Annotated in this window: 15 protein-coding genes and 1 tRNA gene; 14 read left to right on the top strand and 2 right to left on the bottom strand. The window is 69.7% G+C overall.

Features of this window, described 5'->3' with window-relative positions:
* The first annotated feature begins 463 nt into the window (after positions 1-463).
* From GTY47_RS17655 to GTY47_RS17715, 12 genes are all read left to right on the top strand, one after another.
* Entirely contained in the window at positions 464-2,020 is a 1,557-nt protein-coding gene (locus GTY47_RS17655; protein WP_010032631.1) for a phage portal protein, read from the top strand.
* 746 nt (positions 2,021-2,766) lie between these two features.
* Positions 2,767-3,432: a phage minor capsid protein gene (locus GTY47_RS41635; RefSeq protein WP_267880825.1), complete on the top strand. Its 666-nt coding sequence runs from the start codon at positions 2,767-2,769 to the stop codon at positions 3,430-3,432.
* Positions 3,341-3,925: a phage minor capsid protein gene (locus tag GTY47_RS41640; protein ID WP_267880826.1), complete on the top strand. Its 585-nt coding sequence runs from the start codon at positions 3,341-3,343 to the stop codon at positions 3,923-3,925. Before GTY47_RS41635 ends, GTY47_RS41640 begins: the two co-directional genes overlap by 92 nt.
* A 415-nt stretch (positions 3,926-4,340) precedes the next feature.
* Entirely contained in the window at positions 4,341-5,081 is a 741-nt protein-coding gene (locus GTY47_RS17665; RefSeq protein WP_010032638.1) for a hypothetical protein, read from the top strand.
* Positions 5,082-5,131: 50 nt separating this feature from the next.
* On the top strand, positions 5,132-5,761 hold the full coding sequence (locus GTY47_RS17670) for a DUF5309 family protein (protein ID WP_010032640.1): 630 nt from the start codon (positions 5,132-5,134) through the stop codon (positions 5,759-5,761).
* A gap of 142 nt (positions 5,762-5,903) precedes the next feature.
* Positions 5,904-6,836, top strand: coding sequence for a LysM peptidoglycan-binding domain-containing protein (locus GTY47_RS40290; protein ID WP_010032642.1), 933 nt, complete (start codon positions 5,904-5,906; stop codon positions 6,834-6,836).
* A 10-nt stretch (positions 6,837-6,846) separates the two neighbouring features.
* Positions 6,847-7,353, top strand: coding sequence for a hypothetical protein (locus tag GTY47_RS40985; protein WP_231911152.1), 507 nt, complete (start codon positions 6,847-6,849; stop codon positions 7,351-7,353).
* 66 nt (positions 7,354-7,419) lie between these two features.
* Positions 7,420-8,061 carry an HAD family hydrolase gene (locus GTY47_RS17695; protein ID WP_010032644.1) on the top strand — a complete coding sequence of 214 codons (642 nt, stop codon included), beginning with the start codon at positions 7,420-7,422 and terminating at the stop codon, positions 8,059-8,061.
* 95 nt (positions 8,062-8,156) lie between these two features.
* Positions 8,157-9,338: a helix-turn-helix transcriptional regulator gene (locus GTY47_RS17700; protein ID WP_010032645.1), complete on the top strand. Its 1,182-nt coding sequence runs from the start codon at positions 8,157-8,159 to the stop codon at positions 9,336-9,338.
* A 346-nt stretch (positions 9,339-9,684) separates the two neighbouring features.
* Positions 9,685-9,951, top strand: coding sequence for a hypothetical protein (locus GTY47_RS17705; RefSeq protein ID WP_158688377.1), 267 nt, complete (start codon positions 9,685-9,687; stop codon positions 9,949-9,951).
* A gap of 281 nt (positions 9,952-10,232) precedes the next feature.
* Positions 10,233-10,685 carry a hypothetical protein gene (locus tag GTY47_RS17710; protein ID WP_010032649.1) on the top strand — a complete coding sequence of 151 codons (453 nt, stop codon included), beginning with the start codon at positions 10,233-10,235 and terminating at the stop codon, positions 10,683-10,685.
* 72 nt (positions 10,686-10,757) lie between these two features.
* Entirely contained in the window at positions 10,758-11,426 is a 669-nt protein-coding gene (locus tag GTY47_RS17715) for a class I SAM-dependent methyltransferase (RefSeq protein WP_010032651.1), read from the top strand.
* A gap of 56 nt (positions 11,427-11,482) precedes the next feature.
* On the opposite strand, the gene GTY47_RS17720 is transcribed toward GTY47_RS17715, so the two are convergent.
* Positions 11,483-11,716 (bottom strand): helix-turn-helix transcriptional regulator, encoded by a 234-nt coding sequence (locus GTY47_RS17720; protein WP_029180675.1) that lies wholly within the window; start codon positions 11,714-11,716, stop codon positions 11,483-11,485.
* Positions 11,717-12,211: 495 nt separating this feature from the next.
* A tRNA-Ala gene (locus GTY47_RS17725) sits at positions 12,212-12,284 on the bottom strand.
* 182 nt (positions 12,285-12,466) lie between these two features.
* Between GTY47_RS17725 and GTY47_RS17730 the strand changes: the two genes are divergently transcribed.
* On the top strand, positions 12,467-13,015 hold the full coding sequence (locus tag GTY47_RS17730; RefSeq protein WP_010032653.1) for a DNA-binding protein: 549 nt from the start codon (positions 12,467-12,469) through the stop codon (positions 13,013-13,015).
* Between the two features lie 242 nt (positions 13,016-13,257).
* Positions 13,258-14,913 (top strand): serine/threonine-protein kinase, encoded by a 1,656-nt coding sequence (locus GTY47_RS17735; protein WP_010032654.1) that lies wholly within the window; start codon positions 13,258-13,260, stop codon positions 14,911-14,913.
* The last annotated feature ends 50 nt before the right edge of the window (positions 14,914-14,963 follow it).

Consider the following 14,963-nt stretch of genomic DNA (forward strand, 5'->3'; position numbering starts at 1 on the left):
CAGATGCCGACACCAGCCGCGTGAGCGATGGCCGAGTACAGCTCTTTCCTGAGCGTATCGGATTCACTGCCGAACTCGGCATCCACGCTCCTACCGTCTAGGAGGTCTTGGTAGGCCGCAGCAATTAGGTCCAGCCATTTCCCGCTAGCCAAGCGAATAGATTCCGCGACCTCCTGCTTCTGAAGCCAGATTCGGTAAATGTGTTCACGCTGGCGATCCCTTTCCGCCTGTGCGGCAGCTCGCTCGACTGCCTTCCGCTCACTTCTGATGGTGATGCGAGCTATCAGTATCAGGGTGACGGAAGAAAGCAATGTTCCAGCAATCGTGAGCCAGTCTCCGCCATCCATGGTTCCCCCCTGCGATGCCGTACTTGGAAGCGCTCACGGCTGCCGCGCCCCCGTCTTTCATACCCAGCCACGTTGTCGATGTGAGGTGGAATGACGTGCCGCTACCAGAAAGTGACATGCCATGGCCACCCACCGACCCATGCGTACAAAACGCGATTGCCGACTGGGACGCCTGGTACTCCAATGACCCGGATCGGCTCGGCGACCTCTACCTCCACCGCGGCATCCGCGAACTGCCCGAGAACCGGCCCAGCCAGTACCGCGGCGGAGTCATCGGCGCCATCAGCCGTTGGTTCTGGGGGCAGCCCACCGAGCCCGGCCAGAAGCGCGAGAAGCTGCACATCCCGCTCGCCGGGGACATCGCCCGCACCAGCTCGATGCTGCTGTTCTCCGAGCCTCCCACGCTGACCGGCTCCAACGATGCCACGAAGAAGCGGCTGGAGAAGCTGTCCGAGCAGCTCCACCCGACGCTGCTGGAGGGCGGCGAGGTGTGCGCGGCCCTCGGCGGCGCGTACCTGAGGCTCGTCTGGGACGAGGAGATCTCGGACCCGCCATGGCTGACCGCCGTCCCCGCGGACCAGGCCGTGCCCGAGTTCGCGCACGGGCGGCTGCGCGCCTCCACGTTCTGGAAGGTGGTGGAGGTCGACGGGAACACGGTGTGGCAGCACCTGGAGCGTCACGAGCGCGGCCGGATCCTGCACGCCCTGTACGTCGGCACTCCCGGCATGCTTGGCCGCCGCGTGCCCCTCCAGGACCACCCGGCCACCGAGCCGCTCGCACGGGAGATCACTCGCGAGGACTGGATCGAGACCGGGGCCCCGAAGCACCTGACCGCCTCGTATGCGCCCAACGTCCGCCCCGCACGCGCCTGGAGAAACATCCCGGCCGCCGCCTACTGGGGGCAGAGCGACTTCCAGGGCATCGAGCCGCTCATGGACGCCCTGGACGAGACCTGGTCCAGCTGGATGCGGGACATCATCAACGGCAAGGGCCGCATCGTCGTCCCCAACAGCATGCTCGACAGCCTCTGGCCCGGGCAGGGCGCCGCCTGGAACGAGGACCGGCGGATCTACTCCGGCCTCAACATGCTCCAGCGGCCAGGCGACCCCAACCCGCTGGAGGTCGTCCAGTTCGAGATCCGCGTCCAGCAGCACATGGACACCTGCTCCGCGCTCGTCGCCGAGGCCGCCCGGCAGGCCGGCTACTCGGCGAGCACGTTCGGGGAGCGCGGGGACGGCCAGGCGGTGACCGCGACGGAGATCAAGGCCCGCGAGCGCAGGTCGCTGATCACCCGGGCGCGGAAGGCGCTGTACTGGCAGCCCGCGATCGCCGAAGCGCTCGCCGCGCAGTTGGCGGTGGAGGCCGGGCCGTTGTTCGGTGTCCGCGGCTTGGACCTGGAGCCGCCGAAGGTCGAGTTCCAGGACTCCATCAGCGAGGGCCTGGGCGAGCTGGCCACCACGGTGGAGCTACTCAACCGGGCCGAGGCCGCATCCCGGGAGACGTCGGTGCGAATCTTGCACCCGGACTGGGACGACCATCAGGTCATGGCCGAGGTCGACAAGATCCTTGGCGAGACAGGCCGAGCTGTGTCGGATCCGATGATGAGCGGCGCAGAGGGTTTCCACGGTGCGCCTCATACGATGGAGAGAGATTCTGGTGGTGCAGCCCAATAAGGGGTTCACATGTCGCCCTCACCACCGAACACGGGTCCATCCCCCTCGGCGGGCTCATCGGATTCGCAGCGAGCAAGCCGAGTCCGGAGAATTCTTGCTGCCTCACATAGCTGGCAAACGTTGCTGGCGGCGCTGGTCGCTGGAGCAGCAGCCATATTTGTAGCGGTCTTGCCCGGCGGCGGGAGCGGAGGGGGAGGCGATTCCCCCTCACCTTCGCCCAGCGAAAAATCGCAGTCGGAGGCCTTTGTCAACATCAACACGATCACACAGACAAGCGTCCTTGACCAGGCTAAGCGAGTGATCGTGACCCTTGCCGGGGACTATGGCGGACTTCGTCAGGGTTGGGCTGTCTATGCATTCGGGCAGGAGCAGACGCCCCGGGGCGCGTCCGCCACCTCTGCGTCTTGGAAAGTGCAGCAAGCAACAGTTGATCCAGAAAAGGAAAAGTGGACCGCGAAGTTTACGATCGATAAAACTCCGGTGACTATGCACTGGTCTGCTGCTTTCGGCCCTGAAAGCACAGACGAGGAATCCTGTTGCCCTACGGAAACTCCCGGCGAACCTTCAACTAGCGCACCTTCAACTAGCGAACCTTCGGCTGGCGAATCTTCAAGGCACGAAGCAGCCGAAGCCAAAGAGAACCTTAGACTTGAGGGTCCAAGAAGCGATCTCGCAGTGGCTCCCGCGCCGACAAAGACGACGGTGATCACGCCTGCCCCTTAAATGGCTCCTGCCTGGGAGGTGGCATGCCCGTCTCCCCAGCGATGGCAGAGGGCCTCGCGGCTGAGGTTGCCCGCCTCTACGAGGACGCCGAAGCAGTGCTCCTCGAACGACTCGCCGCCGCGCTCGAGGCCGACATCGAAAACCCGAGGTGGGCAGAGCTGAAGCTCGCCGCGATCGGCAACCTTCGCACCGCCGTGGAGGACGTGGCGAACGCCCTCCAGCAGGACACCAACGGCGCCGTACGCCGCGCCCTGATCGAGGCGTACAACCGAGGCCGCCAGGCCACCGTCGCCGAACTCGGGGCCCTGGACATCGGCCGGGAGCTGGTGGCCCGCGAGACGCTGCCCAACGCGCCGGCCGTGGACCGGCTCGCCGCCTCGATGGCGGCCGACACGCGGCCCGTGTACGCGCGGATCACGCGCGCGGTCGTGGACGTGTACCGGCGGATCGTGTCCGGCCCGGCCGGGAACGTCCTCCTCGGCACCATGACCCGACGGCAGGCCAGCCAGCGTGCCCTGAACCAGTTCGCGCAGCGCGGCATCACGGGCTTTCGTGGACCGCTCCGGGCGCGGCTGGGACATGGCGTCGTACGCCGAGATGGCCGTCCGGTCCGTCACCGCCCGCGCGGCCGTGGAGGGCCACGTCGATGTGCTCGCAGAGATGGGCGTGGGCCTGGTGGTGGTGTCTGACGCTCCCGTTGAGTGCCCGCGCGCCCGGTGGGAGGGCGAGGTACTCACCCTGACTGGGCCTCCCGGCCCTCAGACCGTCCTCGCCGAGCATGCCGCGCCGCCCGAGCAGCCGCGCCGCGGGCTGCTGCGCCGCCGGCCACCGACGCCCCCGGTCGTCGTCCACGTCGCCGGGAGCCTGATCGAGGCGCGCGCCGCAGGGCTGTTTCATCCGAACTGCCGCCACAGCCTCGCTGCCTACCTGCCGGGGGTGTCCACCCGGCCGCCGCACCACGCGACACCGGGGACGACGTACGAGGACACGCAGCGGCAGCGGGCGATCGAGCGGCATATCCGCCGGTGGAAGCGCGAGCAGGCCGCCGCGATGGACGAGGGCGCGCGCAAGCGCGCTGGGGCGTACATCCGCAAGTGGCAGAAGACCGCACGGGAGCACGTGGCCGCGCACCCGGAGCTGCGCCGCAAGCCGCACCGCGAGCGGATCGGCTCGGCGCGCTGACTCGGGAACACGAAAGCCCGCCCCGTCCGCAGACGGGGCGGGCTCACCGCTCTAAGAGCGAGCAGCACGCGTCCACTTGACGAACTCGGCCACGAGGCTCAGGGAGTCTCGCCGCCTACCGTCGGACAGCAACGGCCACGCGAGCCAAGTCGGAGCCAGCAGGACAACGACCAGGATGAGCGGGACCATACCCACGGCGGCCGTCAAGCCGCGCACTGTGCCAACACCGATCACGGGAATTTCCTCAATTCCGCTTCACAAGGTGATGGACAGCGAACCGGCACGCTAACAGCACCGGCGTATAGGGCTCGTAAGCCCACGTACCACTCATGGGTCCGCCACCTTGCGGACCCATTCTCATGCTCCCGGCATCCGCCGCACGGCGACCGCCGGACGATCCCGCACGGGAGACACCATGCAGCACCCTTTCAAGCACCCGCTCGCCACGCACCACGCGCTGGAGGTACTCGGCTACCGCCGCAACGGCTCGCCGATCTACGCCATCGCGGGTGGCAACGGCGAGGGCGAAGGCGGCGCCGGAGACGGAGGCGCAGCAGGCGGCCAGGGCGGAGGCGACGGCGGCTCCGGCGGCCAGGGCGGAGGAGACTCCGGCCAGGGCTCCGTCGACGGCGGCCAGGGCGGCACAGGCTCCGGGGACGGAGACGGCACGGACTGGAAGGCCGAGGCGCGCAAGTGGGAGAAGCGCGCCAAGGACAACCACAGCGAGCTGGAGTCGCTCCGCACCGCGAACATGAGCGAGCAGGAGAAGGCCATCGCCGAGGCGGAGAAGGCAGGCCGCACGGCCGCCGCATCCGAGTACGGCCAGAAGCTCGCCGCCGCAGAGTTCCGCGCGGCCGTCGCCGCCGCAGGCATCGACCTCGGCGAAGCGGCCGAGTACATCGACATCTCGCGGTTCGTCGGCGACGACGGCGAGGTCAACGTGGCCGCCATCAAGAGCGCGGTGACGAAGTTCTCCAAGCTCGCCCCCGCCAAGGGCCCCGGCCGCTCCGGCGGCGACCTCGGCGGCGGCTCCGGCCACCAGGCGCCCACCCTCGACCAGCAGACTGCCCAGGCCAAGGCCGACGGCAACTGGCGGCTCGCCATGCAGCTGGAGAACTCCAAGCTGCCCGGCCTCGCCGCGACACAGCAGCAGTAGACACGGGCCCGGCCATCGCCGCGCCCCGACACCCGTGAAGGAGAGTGGCCATGGCCGGCATCACCGGACTCGGCACCACCTACAACCTGCCCAACTACACGGGCATCCTCCACAGCCTCACCCCGGCCGACACGCCGTTCTTCTCCGCGATCGGCGGCCTGACCGGCGGTGGGCAGACGGACTCGATCGAGTTCGAGTGGCAGACGTACGACCTGCGCGCAGCGGCGCAGAACGCGAAGCTGGAGGGCGCGGACGCGCCGACCGGTCAGGAGCGCGTGCGGGCGAACGTCTCCAACATCGTGCAGATCCACCACGAGACGGTGGAGGTCAGCTACACCAAGCTGGCCGCGACCCAGGCGAAGGCCGGCATCAACAACGCCGAACGGAACCCGGTCACCAACGAGCTCGACTGGCAGGTTGAGCAGATGCTGAAGCAGATGGTCCGCGACATCGAGTTCAGCTTCCTGCGCGGCACATACAACAAGCCGGCGGACAACACCGTTGCCCGGCAGACCCGTGGCCTGCTGGAGGCCATCGTCACGAACGTGGTCGCTGGTGGGGCTGCCACGCTGACGGAGGACATGGTCCTGGACCTGCTCGAGTCGGTGTGGGACAACGGCGGCATCCAGGAGTCGGAGACCGCGACGCTGCTGTGCGGCAGCGTCCACCCACCGGCCTGATCGACGCCGTCACCGCCTTCACCTGGGCCAACGGCGACTTCATCCGTGTCACCGCCAAGTACGAGGCCGCCTGACCATCCTTCACCCCGAGCCCCAAGCCCCGAGCCGCCCGGCTGGGGCCTTTCTCATGTCTGGAGGCCCCATGGCCATACCCCTGTCCGCTTCGAGGCTGGTGGAGATCCTCCGCGCGGAGGGTCTGACGGTCCACGAGGTCCGCTGGTGGCGCACCCACAACCGCAACAGCAAGGGGCCCTGGGGCCCGGTTAACGGCGTGATGATCCACCACACCGTCACCTCCGGCACCGCGGCCTCGGTCGACATCTGCTACGACGGCTACAGCGGCCTGCCCGGGCCGCTGTGCCACGGCGTCATCGATATGCAGGGCCACGTGCACCTCGTCGGCAACGGCCGCGCCAACCACGCCGGGAGCGGCGACGGCGACGTCCTGGCCGCCGTCGTCGACGAGCGCTCCCTGCCCGCCGACAACGAGACGGACACCGACGGCAACCGCCACTTCTACGGCTTCGAATGCATCAACCTCGGCAACGGCCGCGACCCGTGGCCCGCCGAGCAGCTGCTCGCCATCGAGAAGGTCTCGGCAGCGATCTGCCGGTACCACGGCTGGAACGAGCGCAGCGTCATCGGGCATCTGGAGTGGCAGCCCGGCAAGGTCGACCCGCGCGGCTTCACCATGACGTCGATGCGCAGCCGCATCCGCGCGCGCCTCGGCAAGAAGCCCACCCCGGGCGGCAGCTCCGGCTCGGCCGGCGTGACGTACACCGTGCGCAAGGGCGACACCCTCTGGTCGATCGCCCGCGCGCACGTCGTGACGGTCCCGGCCATCGTCGACGCCAACGACCTCGACGACCCGTCCAGCATCAGCGTCGGGCAGAAGCTCAAGATCCCGGGCGGGACGACCACCACGTACAGGGTGACCCGTGGGGACACCCTGTGGTCGATTGCCGCCAGCCGCCTCGGTGACGGCTCCCGCTGGCGCGAGATCGCCACCCTCAACCGGCTCAAGGACGCCGACGACCTGAGCATCGGCCAGACGCTCAAGCTCCCCAAGAAGTGAGGAACACGCCATGGCTGCACCCGTAGATAAGAAGGTCAGCGCGGCCACCGCCGCCGCATACGTCGGCAGCACGGGCCTGCTCGCCTCGCTGGAGGCCGTCCAGGACCACGCGGAACTGGTCGGGTGGATGCCCCCCGCGCTGGCCCCGTTTCGTCCTCGCCCTGGTCCCGGCCGCCATCACGTTCGTGTCCGGCTGGGCCGCCAAGCACAGCCCGCGCGGGGTGATCGAGTGACGGTGCCCGAGGCGTCCGTCGCGGTCGAGCTGGAGCGGCTCCGCGGCACGGTCTCCACCGGCTTCGCCGAGGTGAAGGGCTTCCTGTCCGTGCTGGTCGAGCGCTCCACCCGCAACGAACAGGACCTCAAGCAGCTACGCGAGGACACTGACAAGGCCATCGTGGCACTCACCACCACCCAGGTCGAGGCGCTCAAGACGAGACGCTGGCCGCTCCAGACCGCCAGCGTGCTCGTTGGCGTCGGCGCCCTGGTCGTCGCCATCATCGCCCTCTTCCTCCGCTGAAACGGTTGCCCCCTCTCGCCTTCGGGCGGGAGGGGGCGTTTCTGCGTGTCTGGATACGCTGCTTCCATGATCCGCGCAGTGATCTTCGACGTCGGTGAAACCATCACCCGTGATGACCGGTACTGGGCATCCTGGGCCGACTGGCTCGACGTCCCCCGGCACACCCTGTCCGCCCTCGTCGGTGCCGTCGTCGCCCAGGGACTCGACAACGCAGAAGCCCTCCGACTTATCCGGCCCGGCATCGACGTGGCTGCCGAGTACGCCGCACGTGAAGCGGCCGGACGCGGCGAGCACATCGAGGAGACGGACCTGTACGACGACGTCAGGCCCGCGCTCGCCGCACTGCGCGACCTCGGGGTCCGGGTTGTCATTGCGGGCAACCAGACCACCCTCGCGGGTGAACTCCTGCGGGCCCTGAGTCTTCCGGCCGACCTGGTGGTGACCTCCGGCGACTGGGGCGTGGCCAAGCCCTCCGCGGAGTTCTTCCAGCGGGTGATCGACGTCGCCGAGGCGGCGCCCGTCGACACGGTGTACGTCGGCGACCACCCCGCCAACGACGTGATGCCCGCGGCAGCGGCCGGACTACGTACCGCGCACATTCGGCGCGGCCCATGGGGGCACCTGTGGGCCGACGACCCGAACGTCATGGCGACCGCCGACTGGCGCATCGACAGCCTCATGGACCTGGCCGCGATCGTGAGCCAATAGGTTGCCCCGCCCAGTCGCCACCGGGCGGGGCAAGCCGGTACCCGCGGCGTGACGCCGCAGCTACCTTCGGAGTGGACGCACCGAACGGAGCCAGTATGCCCAGCGCCAGCATGCGTGAGGTAGGCCAACGCATCGCCACCATCCGCCGCGCCCGCCGGATGACACAGGCCGAACTCGCCCGAGCCGCCTTCGTCTCCCTAGCCACCGTGAAGGCCATCGAGCGCGGCGCCCGCGCCCCGAGCGACGACACACTCGACTCGCTCTCAGGAGCCCTCAGCGTCGACCCCAGCCACATAGTCACAGGCAGCACCCGCACAGACAGCCGCGTCCACGCCGCCATCCCTGCCATCTCTGCGGCGATCGCCGCCTACGACATCCCCACCGACGCGGAGCTTTGCTCACTGCACGAACTCGCCCAGGCGGCCGACACCCTGGTGCAGTGGCGGCTTGGCGCCCAGTACGCCCGCATCGCCGAGCGCGCACCGAAACTCCTCGCCGACACCCTCACGGCGCTGCACCACACCTCGGGCGCCGACCGGCTTCGCGCCGCCCACCTGCTCGCGGTGGCCGCGCGGTCCGCTGACGCCGTCGCCTACAAGTACGGCCACCGCGACCTATCCGCCCGCCTCGTCGAGCTGATGCGGTGGGCCGCCGATCAGACGGACGACCGCATCGCCCAGGCCACAGCCGCCTACGTTCGCACCGAGACGTTCTTCGCCGCCCGCGCCCACACGCAAGGTCTCGCCGCGCTTGAGCGGGCCATTGACGCCAGCCCCAGCCCACTCGGCCGGGCCGCAACCGCCGCACGTGGGGCACTGCACATGCGGGCCGCCGTCATCGCCGGACGCGCCGGCGACGCCGACGCCGCAGCCCTGCACCTCGCCGACGCTCGCCGCCTGGGCGACACGCTCACCGAAGGCGCCTACAACGGCACTGCGTTCGGCCCGGACTCGGTGCGTGCCCACGAGGTGTCCGTGGCGATCAGCCTGGGCCGAGACCATGTTCAGCGCGCCCTCAACGTGGCGGAGGAGTGGACGCCCCCAGAGTCCCTGCCGGCCGAGCGGCAGTCCGGGTTCTGGATCGAGCTGGCCCGCGCCCAGGTCTGGGCCGCGAGCCCTGACGACGCCTTCGAGTCACTGAAGGTCGCTCGGCACATCGCGCCGCAGCACACCCGCGAGCACCCGTGGGCCCGCGAGGCCGCCGCGACGGTCCGCCGCCTGAAGAGAGCAGACGCCGAGTCACTGACTAGCTTCGCCGACTGGATCGGCGCCATCTGAGGGGATACACGCTGTATCCCTTGCACCCCTTGTAACGGACCATTATCTGTCCGTAGCCACGCAACGGACAGATGGGAGCCGTGGTGAGCACCCGCACCGAGCCGCTAGTCACGGTCCAAGGGCACGTGAGCATCGCCCGTCTGCACGGCCGGGCTTGCTGGTACTGCGGCGCCGTCAGCCGCGCCCTGTGCCCTGCAGGCCGCGCCCGGCGAGAGGCCGGCCGACTGTGGAACATCGTGTCCTGCGGATGCCACAAGGCGCCCATGTTGACTGCTGCGCGGGAGAGCTGATGAGGGCTGTGGAAGCTTCCAACACCAGGGCCCTCACGCTGTTGCCGCTCCCTAAGGTGTCCAACCTGACTGGGGTACAGACCCGCGGCGCGTCCTGCGCCTGGTGCCAGACCCCGCTCACCATCGAGACGGCCGTCGACCTCGGCGAGCGCCCCGGGCCCGGCGGGGTGACCATCTTCCCCCGCGGCTGCTGCACATGCGTCCGGTCGGTCGCGGACCGCGTGTACAAAATCCACGTCGCGAAGTGCAGCCAGTGCCTCCGCAACCAGCACTGCCCCGACCGCGACGGCCTGCGCCATCTCGCATCGGAGAGCGCGCCGTGACGTGGAAGCCGAAGCCTCCGCCGCCTACCGAGCTGACCTACGGCCAGTACTCGGGCTGGAACTGCTGCTGGTGCAACGCCTCACTCCGAGAAGGCGGTGTGAGCGCAGGCGTGTCCCGCGGCGGCGTCGAGGCCTATGGGCTCGACACGCAGGTGTATGCCTGCGGCCCCCGGTGCCCACAGCGCCCCAAGAGCCCCCGTTCGCCCCGTACCCCATGAGCACCGGGGTGGGCGGGTCCAGCGCCTCACACCAGAGGCGTCGTCCACAAGAGGAGGAAGCACGTGACCATCGCGTTGGAACGTCCCGTGGGCACCACCGACCCGATCACCCTGGTTGACCCCGAGGTGACCAACCGGCTCGCCCTTCGCATCACCACCGACCACCCCGACATCGGCGGGGCGACCGCCCGCCGCATCATCGGCCAGGCCGCCGCGTTCGTCGCCGCTTCCGGGCAGCAGCCCGGGCAGTCCCTCGCCCCGAGCAAGCTGGTCGACATCGGGTGGCACGCGTTCATCCTGCACACCCTCGACTACGCCGACTTCTGCCAGCAGGTCGTCGGCCAGTTCGTGCACCACGTACCCACCGCGAAAGCGCCCGGCGGCAGCGCCGAGACCCGACAGCGCACCCTCGCAGCCATCACGGCGGCCGGGTACACCATCGACCACGACCTGTGGGGCAGCTCGGCGGACTGCAACCAGTGCCACGCCGGATGCACCGACAGCCCCAACACGTAGCAGCGCGCCCATGCAAGACTCCAGCCGTCCGGTGTCTCCACCGGACGGCTGGCCCGAAGAGCGGAGCTTGAGGTGACGGACACAGCGATCGCCTGGGACACGTACTCGCGGCAGCGGCCCGAACGCCGGCCGGTGAACGCGGCTGGCGAGACGACCTGGTTCAACTGGACCCAGTACCCCGACCACGGGCCTGGATCTGAGCTCTTGCGCCTGCCGCCCGGGGGCCGCGCACTGGACCTCGGCTGCGGCAAGGGCGGCAACGCTGCGCACCTGGCCGCGATCGGCATGCGCTCCGTCGGTATCGACGTCTCGACCGCACAGCTGCACTCAGCCGAAGAGCGCTGGGAGTGCTTCACTGGCCTGGAACTCCACCAGGTCGACGCTGTCAGCTTCCTGCGGGAGACGGCGGAGCCCTTCGACGCGGTGTACTCGGTGTACGGGGCGCTCTGGTTCACCGACCCGGCCCGGCTGCTGCCTGCTGTACATAAGCGTCTGCGCCCTGGCGGTCGGCTGGTGTTCTCGCAGCGGCCTCCCGTCGAGGGCTGCTACGGCTGCCAGGCCTCGTACATTCCGCGTGGCCCGGACGAGGACCCGCTCGTCGTGAAGCGGTGGGACTACGAGCCCGACGCGTGGGAGCAGCTGCTGGCTGGGCACGGCTACATGGACGTACGAGCGATGGTTCTGCCAGCGCCGCCCGGGCCGCGCACGGTGGGGACGCTGATCGTCCAGGCTCGCGCGTGACTCAGACCGGCCCCGCTCGTCTGCTGCCCCCGTGGCGGATGGGCGGGGCCTCCTGGTCATCGGACGAGTTCAGCGAGGGGCACTCTCAGGGCGTCGGCGATGAGGAGCAGCTCGGTGAGGCTGGGGGCGCGCTGAGCGGTCTCGTACCGGTGGATCGTCTTGTGGTCGAGGCCGACGCGCTCGCCCAGCTGGACCTGGGAGAAGCCTGCATGTCGGCGGGTTTCGCGGATGCGGTCCCCGATGACCCTGCGGCGGGCTAATACCCAGTCGGGCAGGGGGTCGATTGGCACCCGATAAAGCTGTAACGATCATGACGCCGCGTCTTTACCCGTATGGGTAAATATCGCGAGCACGATGGGGAAGGCGTGTGTTAGGGACTGCCACCCCCCAGCGCATACGGATGACGCCCGGTGTACCTCTGTCCGCCGGAATGCGTCGTTCCTGGCTCTGACTCCGGTCAGAGCAAGCCGCCCCACCCCGCGCACGGGGTGGGGCGGTCTACGTTTGTACGAGCGCCCCCCGCCGATCCGCTCGGCGGGGGTCGCCGCCCGCGGGCCAGGCCTCCCCGCCCGAGTCCCGCAGGTGGCGACGAGCCTCTGTCTGGCGCGCGAGGGGAGTCACGCCGTCCTCGTCTGTGCTGGCAGCCTATGACGCCTGCCCGGTAGATCAAGTCCCCCGCACAGGCGATGACAAATTCATGATCACTTGGGGGTGTGGACTCTATGCGGACTTTGATCATGAAAGCGCCCTCCGGGATGTGGTCCCGGAGGGCGTCTGACCTGCAGTGGAGCCTAGGGGAGTCGAACCCCTGACATCTGCCATGCAAAGACAGCGCTCTACCAACTGAGCTAAGGCCCCGGAAGAGGAACGTCCGCCCGGAGGAACCACGTCCCGGTCGGCGTCGGAGACCAGAGTACCGGGTCACCCCCGTGATTCCGCAAAAGGATTGGGGGTCCCCGTCGCCGACCACTCTCCGTAAGATGCTCGGCGTGGTTCGCTACCGCGAACCGCCGTACTTGGGGAAGCGATGGGGAGACGCAATGGACGCCGCACAGCAGGAAGCCACCGCAAGAGCGCGGGAACTGCAGCGGAACTGGTACGGGGAGCCGTTGGGGGCGCTCTTCCGTAGGCTGATCGACGATCTTGGTCTCAACCAGGCTCGTCTCGCGGGGGTTCTGGGACTGTCCGCACCGATGCTCTCGCAGCTGATGAGCGGTCAGCGGGCGAAGATCGGCAATCCCGCTGTGGTGCAGCGGGTGCAGCTGCTTCAGGACCTGGCGGGGCAGGTCGCGGACGGCAGCGTGAGCGCGGCCGAGGCCACCGAACGCATGGAGGAGATCAAGAAGTCACAGGGGGGCTCGGTGCTCAGCAACACCACGCAGACGACGAGCAGTTCGGGGGCGCCCACGGTCAAGCGCGTCGTCCGGGAGATCCAGTCGCTGCTGCGCTCGGTCGCGGCGGCGGGCGACATCATCGACGCCGCGGAGACCCTCGCCCCGACGCACCCGGAACTGGCCGAGTTCCTCCGGGTGTACGGCGCCGGCCGCACCTCGGACGCGGTCGCGCACTACCAGTCCCACCAGAGCTGACCCCGCCTCCCGGCTGCCGAAGGGGGTTCGGCACCGGGCGTCGGGTGAGGTGAAGGGGGCCGCGTCACGGTACGGGCGGGCACGAGGGGGCGTGTGCCGTACGGGGGAACCGGTCGACGCGAGGGGGCGTGTATCGCTCATCGGGGGAGCCAAGGGGAGCCGTTTCGCCCGTCGGGGAGTCGTAACGCTCACCGAGGGGGAAGCAAGGGGGGAGACCACAGGGGGAGGAGCGACGTACAGCCATGGGTGAGGTGTTCGCCGGCCGGTACGAACTGGTCGATCCGATCGGACGCGGAGGGGTCGGCGCCGTCTGGCGCGCCTGGGACCACCGCCGCCGCCGCTATGTGGCCGCCAAGGTCCTGCTCCAGAGCGACGCGCACTCGCTGCTGCGCTTCGTCCGCGAACAGGCCCTGCGGATCGACCACCCCCATGTGCTCGCCCCCGCCAGCTGGGCCGCCGACGACGACAAGGTCCTCTTCACCATGGACCTGGTCGCCGGCGGCTCACTGGTCCACCTAGTCGGCGACTACGGCCCTCTGCCGCCGGCCTTCGTCTGCACGCTGCTCGACCAGCTGCTGGCGGGGCTGGCCGCGGTGCACGCGGAGGACGTCGTGCACCGCGACGTCAAACCCGCCAACATCCTTCTGGAAGCCACCGGTACGGGCCGGCCGCGGCTGCGGCTGTCCGACTTCGGCATCGCCATGCGGCTGGGCGAGCCCCGCCTCACGGAGACCAACCTCGTGGTGGGGACGCCCGGTTATCTCGCGCCCGAGCAGATGTTGGGCGCGGAGCCGGACTTCCCCGCCGACCTTTTCGCCGTGGGCCTGGTCGCGCTGTACCTGCTGGAGGGCGCCAAGCCGGACAGCAAGGCGCTCATCCAGTACTTCGCCGAGCACGGAACCCCCGGTGCGCCCAAGGGCATTCCGGAGCCGCTGTGGCAGGTGGTGGCCACGCTGCTCCAGCCGGACCCGCAGGCCCGGTTCCGCACGGCCACGGGGGCACGCAAGGCGCTCGCCGCCGCCGTGGAGCTCCTGCCCGAGCCGGGCCCGGACGACGAGCTGATCGAGATCTTCGACCAACTCGGCCCGCTGCCCCCGGGGTTCGGGCCGAACGGACCACTGGAGAAAGCCCGGGGTCTGCGACCGAGAGAGGACGAGCCGCCCGGCCCGGCGACGGACGAGGAGAGCTCCGGTCCGGCAGCCGACCAGCAGCGGTACGGTTCCGCAGCCGACCAGCAGCGGTACGGTCCGGCGGCCCAGGAGCCACCCCGGCAGGACGCCCAGGCCCCCTCGGGAACGGAGGCGTCGGCGTCGTGGCAGGGCTCCGCCGCGCCCGGCGACGGCGACGCCTGGTCCGACCCGGGCGCAGCGGTCGTACAGCCCGGCTCCGGCCAGGACACCGCGCCACCGGCGGCCCCCGCTCAGCCGCCCTCCATGTCGGACACCGGCAGCTTCCACCTGCCGCCGCCCCAGGCCACCGCCACCAACTCCGCCACGCCGGGCGACGCACAGGGCGATCCACCGGCCTCACACCAGCAGGCCCTCTACTCCCCCTACGACCCCACACACGCCCTGTCCCCGTCCCAGCCGCTCCCACCGGCGTACCCGAACCACGCGGGTTATCCCGGTCAGTCGCTGCCCCCCGCAACCCAGCAGCACACCAACACCTCCACGGCCCCCTACACCGCCCAGACCCCGCAGACCCCGACCCCGCAAGTCCCACCGTCCGGCCAAGGGACTCCGTCCGGCCAAGGGACTCCGTCCGGACAGGGCACTTCACGGCACCGAGCACACCGCCCGCCCCGCCGCCCCGGTCCCCCGGCCAAGGTCGCGGTCCCGCTCCTGCTCCTCGCCCTGGCCTGCTACGCCGTGGGGTTCTGGGCCCTGACCCGCATCTGAGCACGCGTGAGCACCAGCCCGGGCGGCCGCCCGGCTCCCTCACCCGGCGC

The organism is Streptomyces sp. SID5464 (genome assembly GCF_009862985.1).
Classification (GTDB): Bacteria; Actinomycetota; Actinomycetes; order Streptomycetales; family Streptomycetaceae; genus Streptomyces; species Streptomyces chartreusis_D.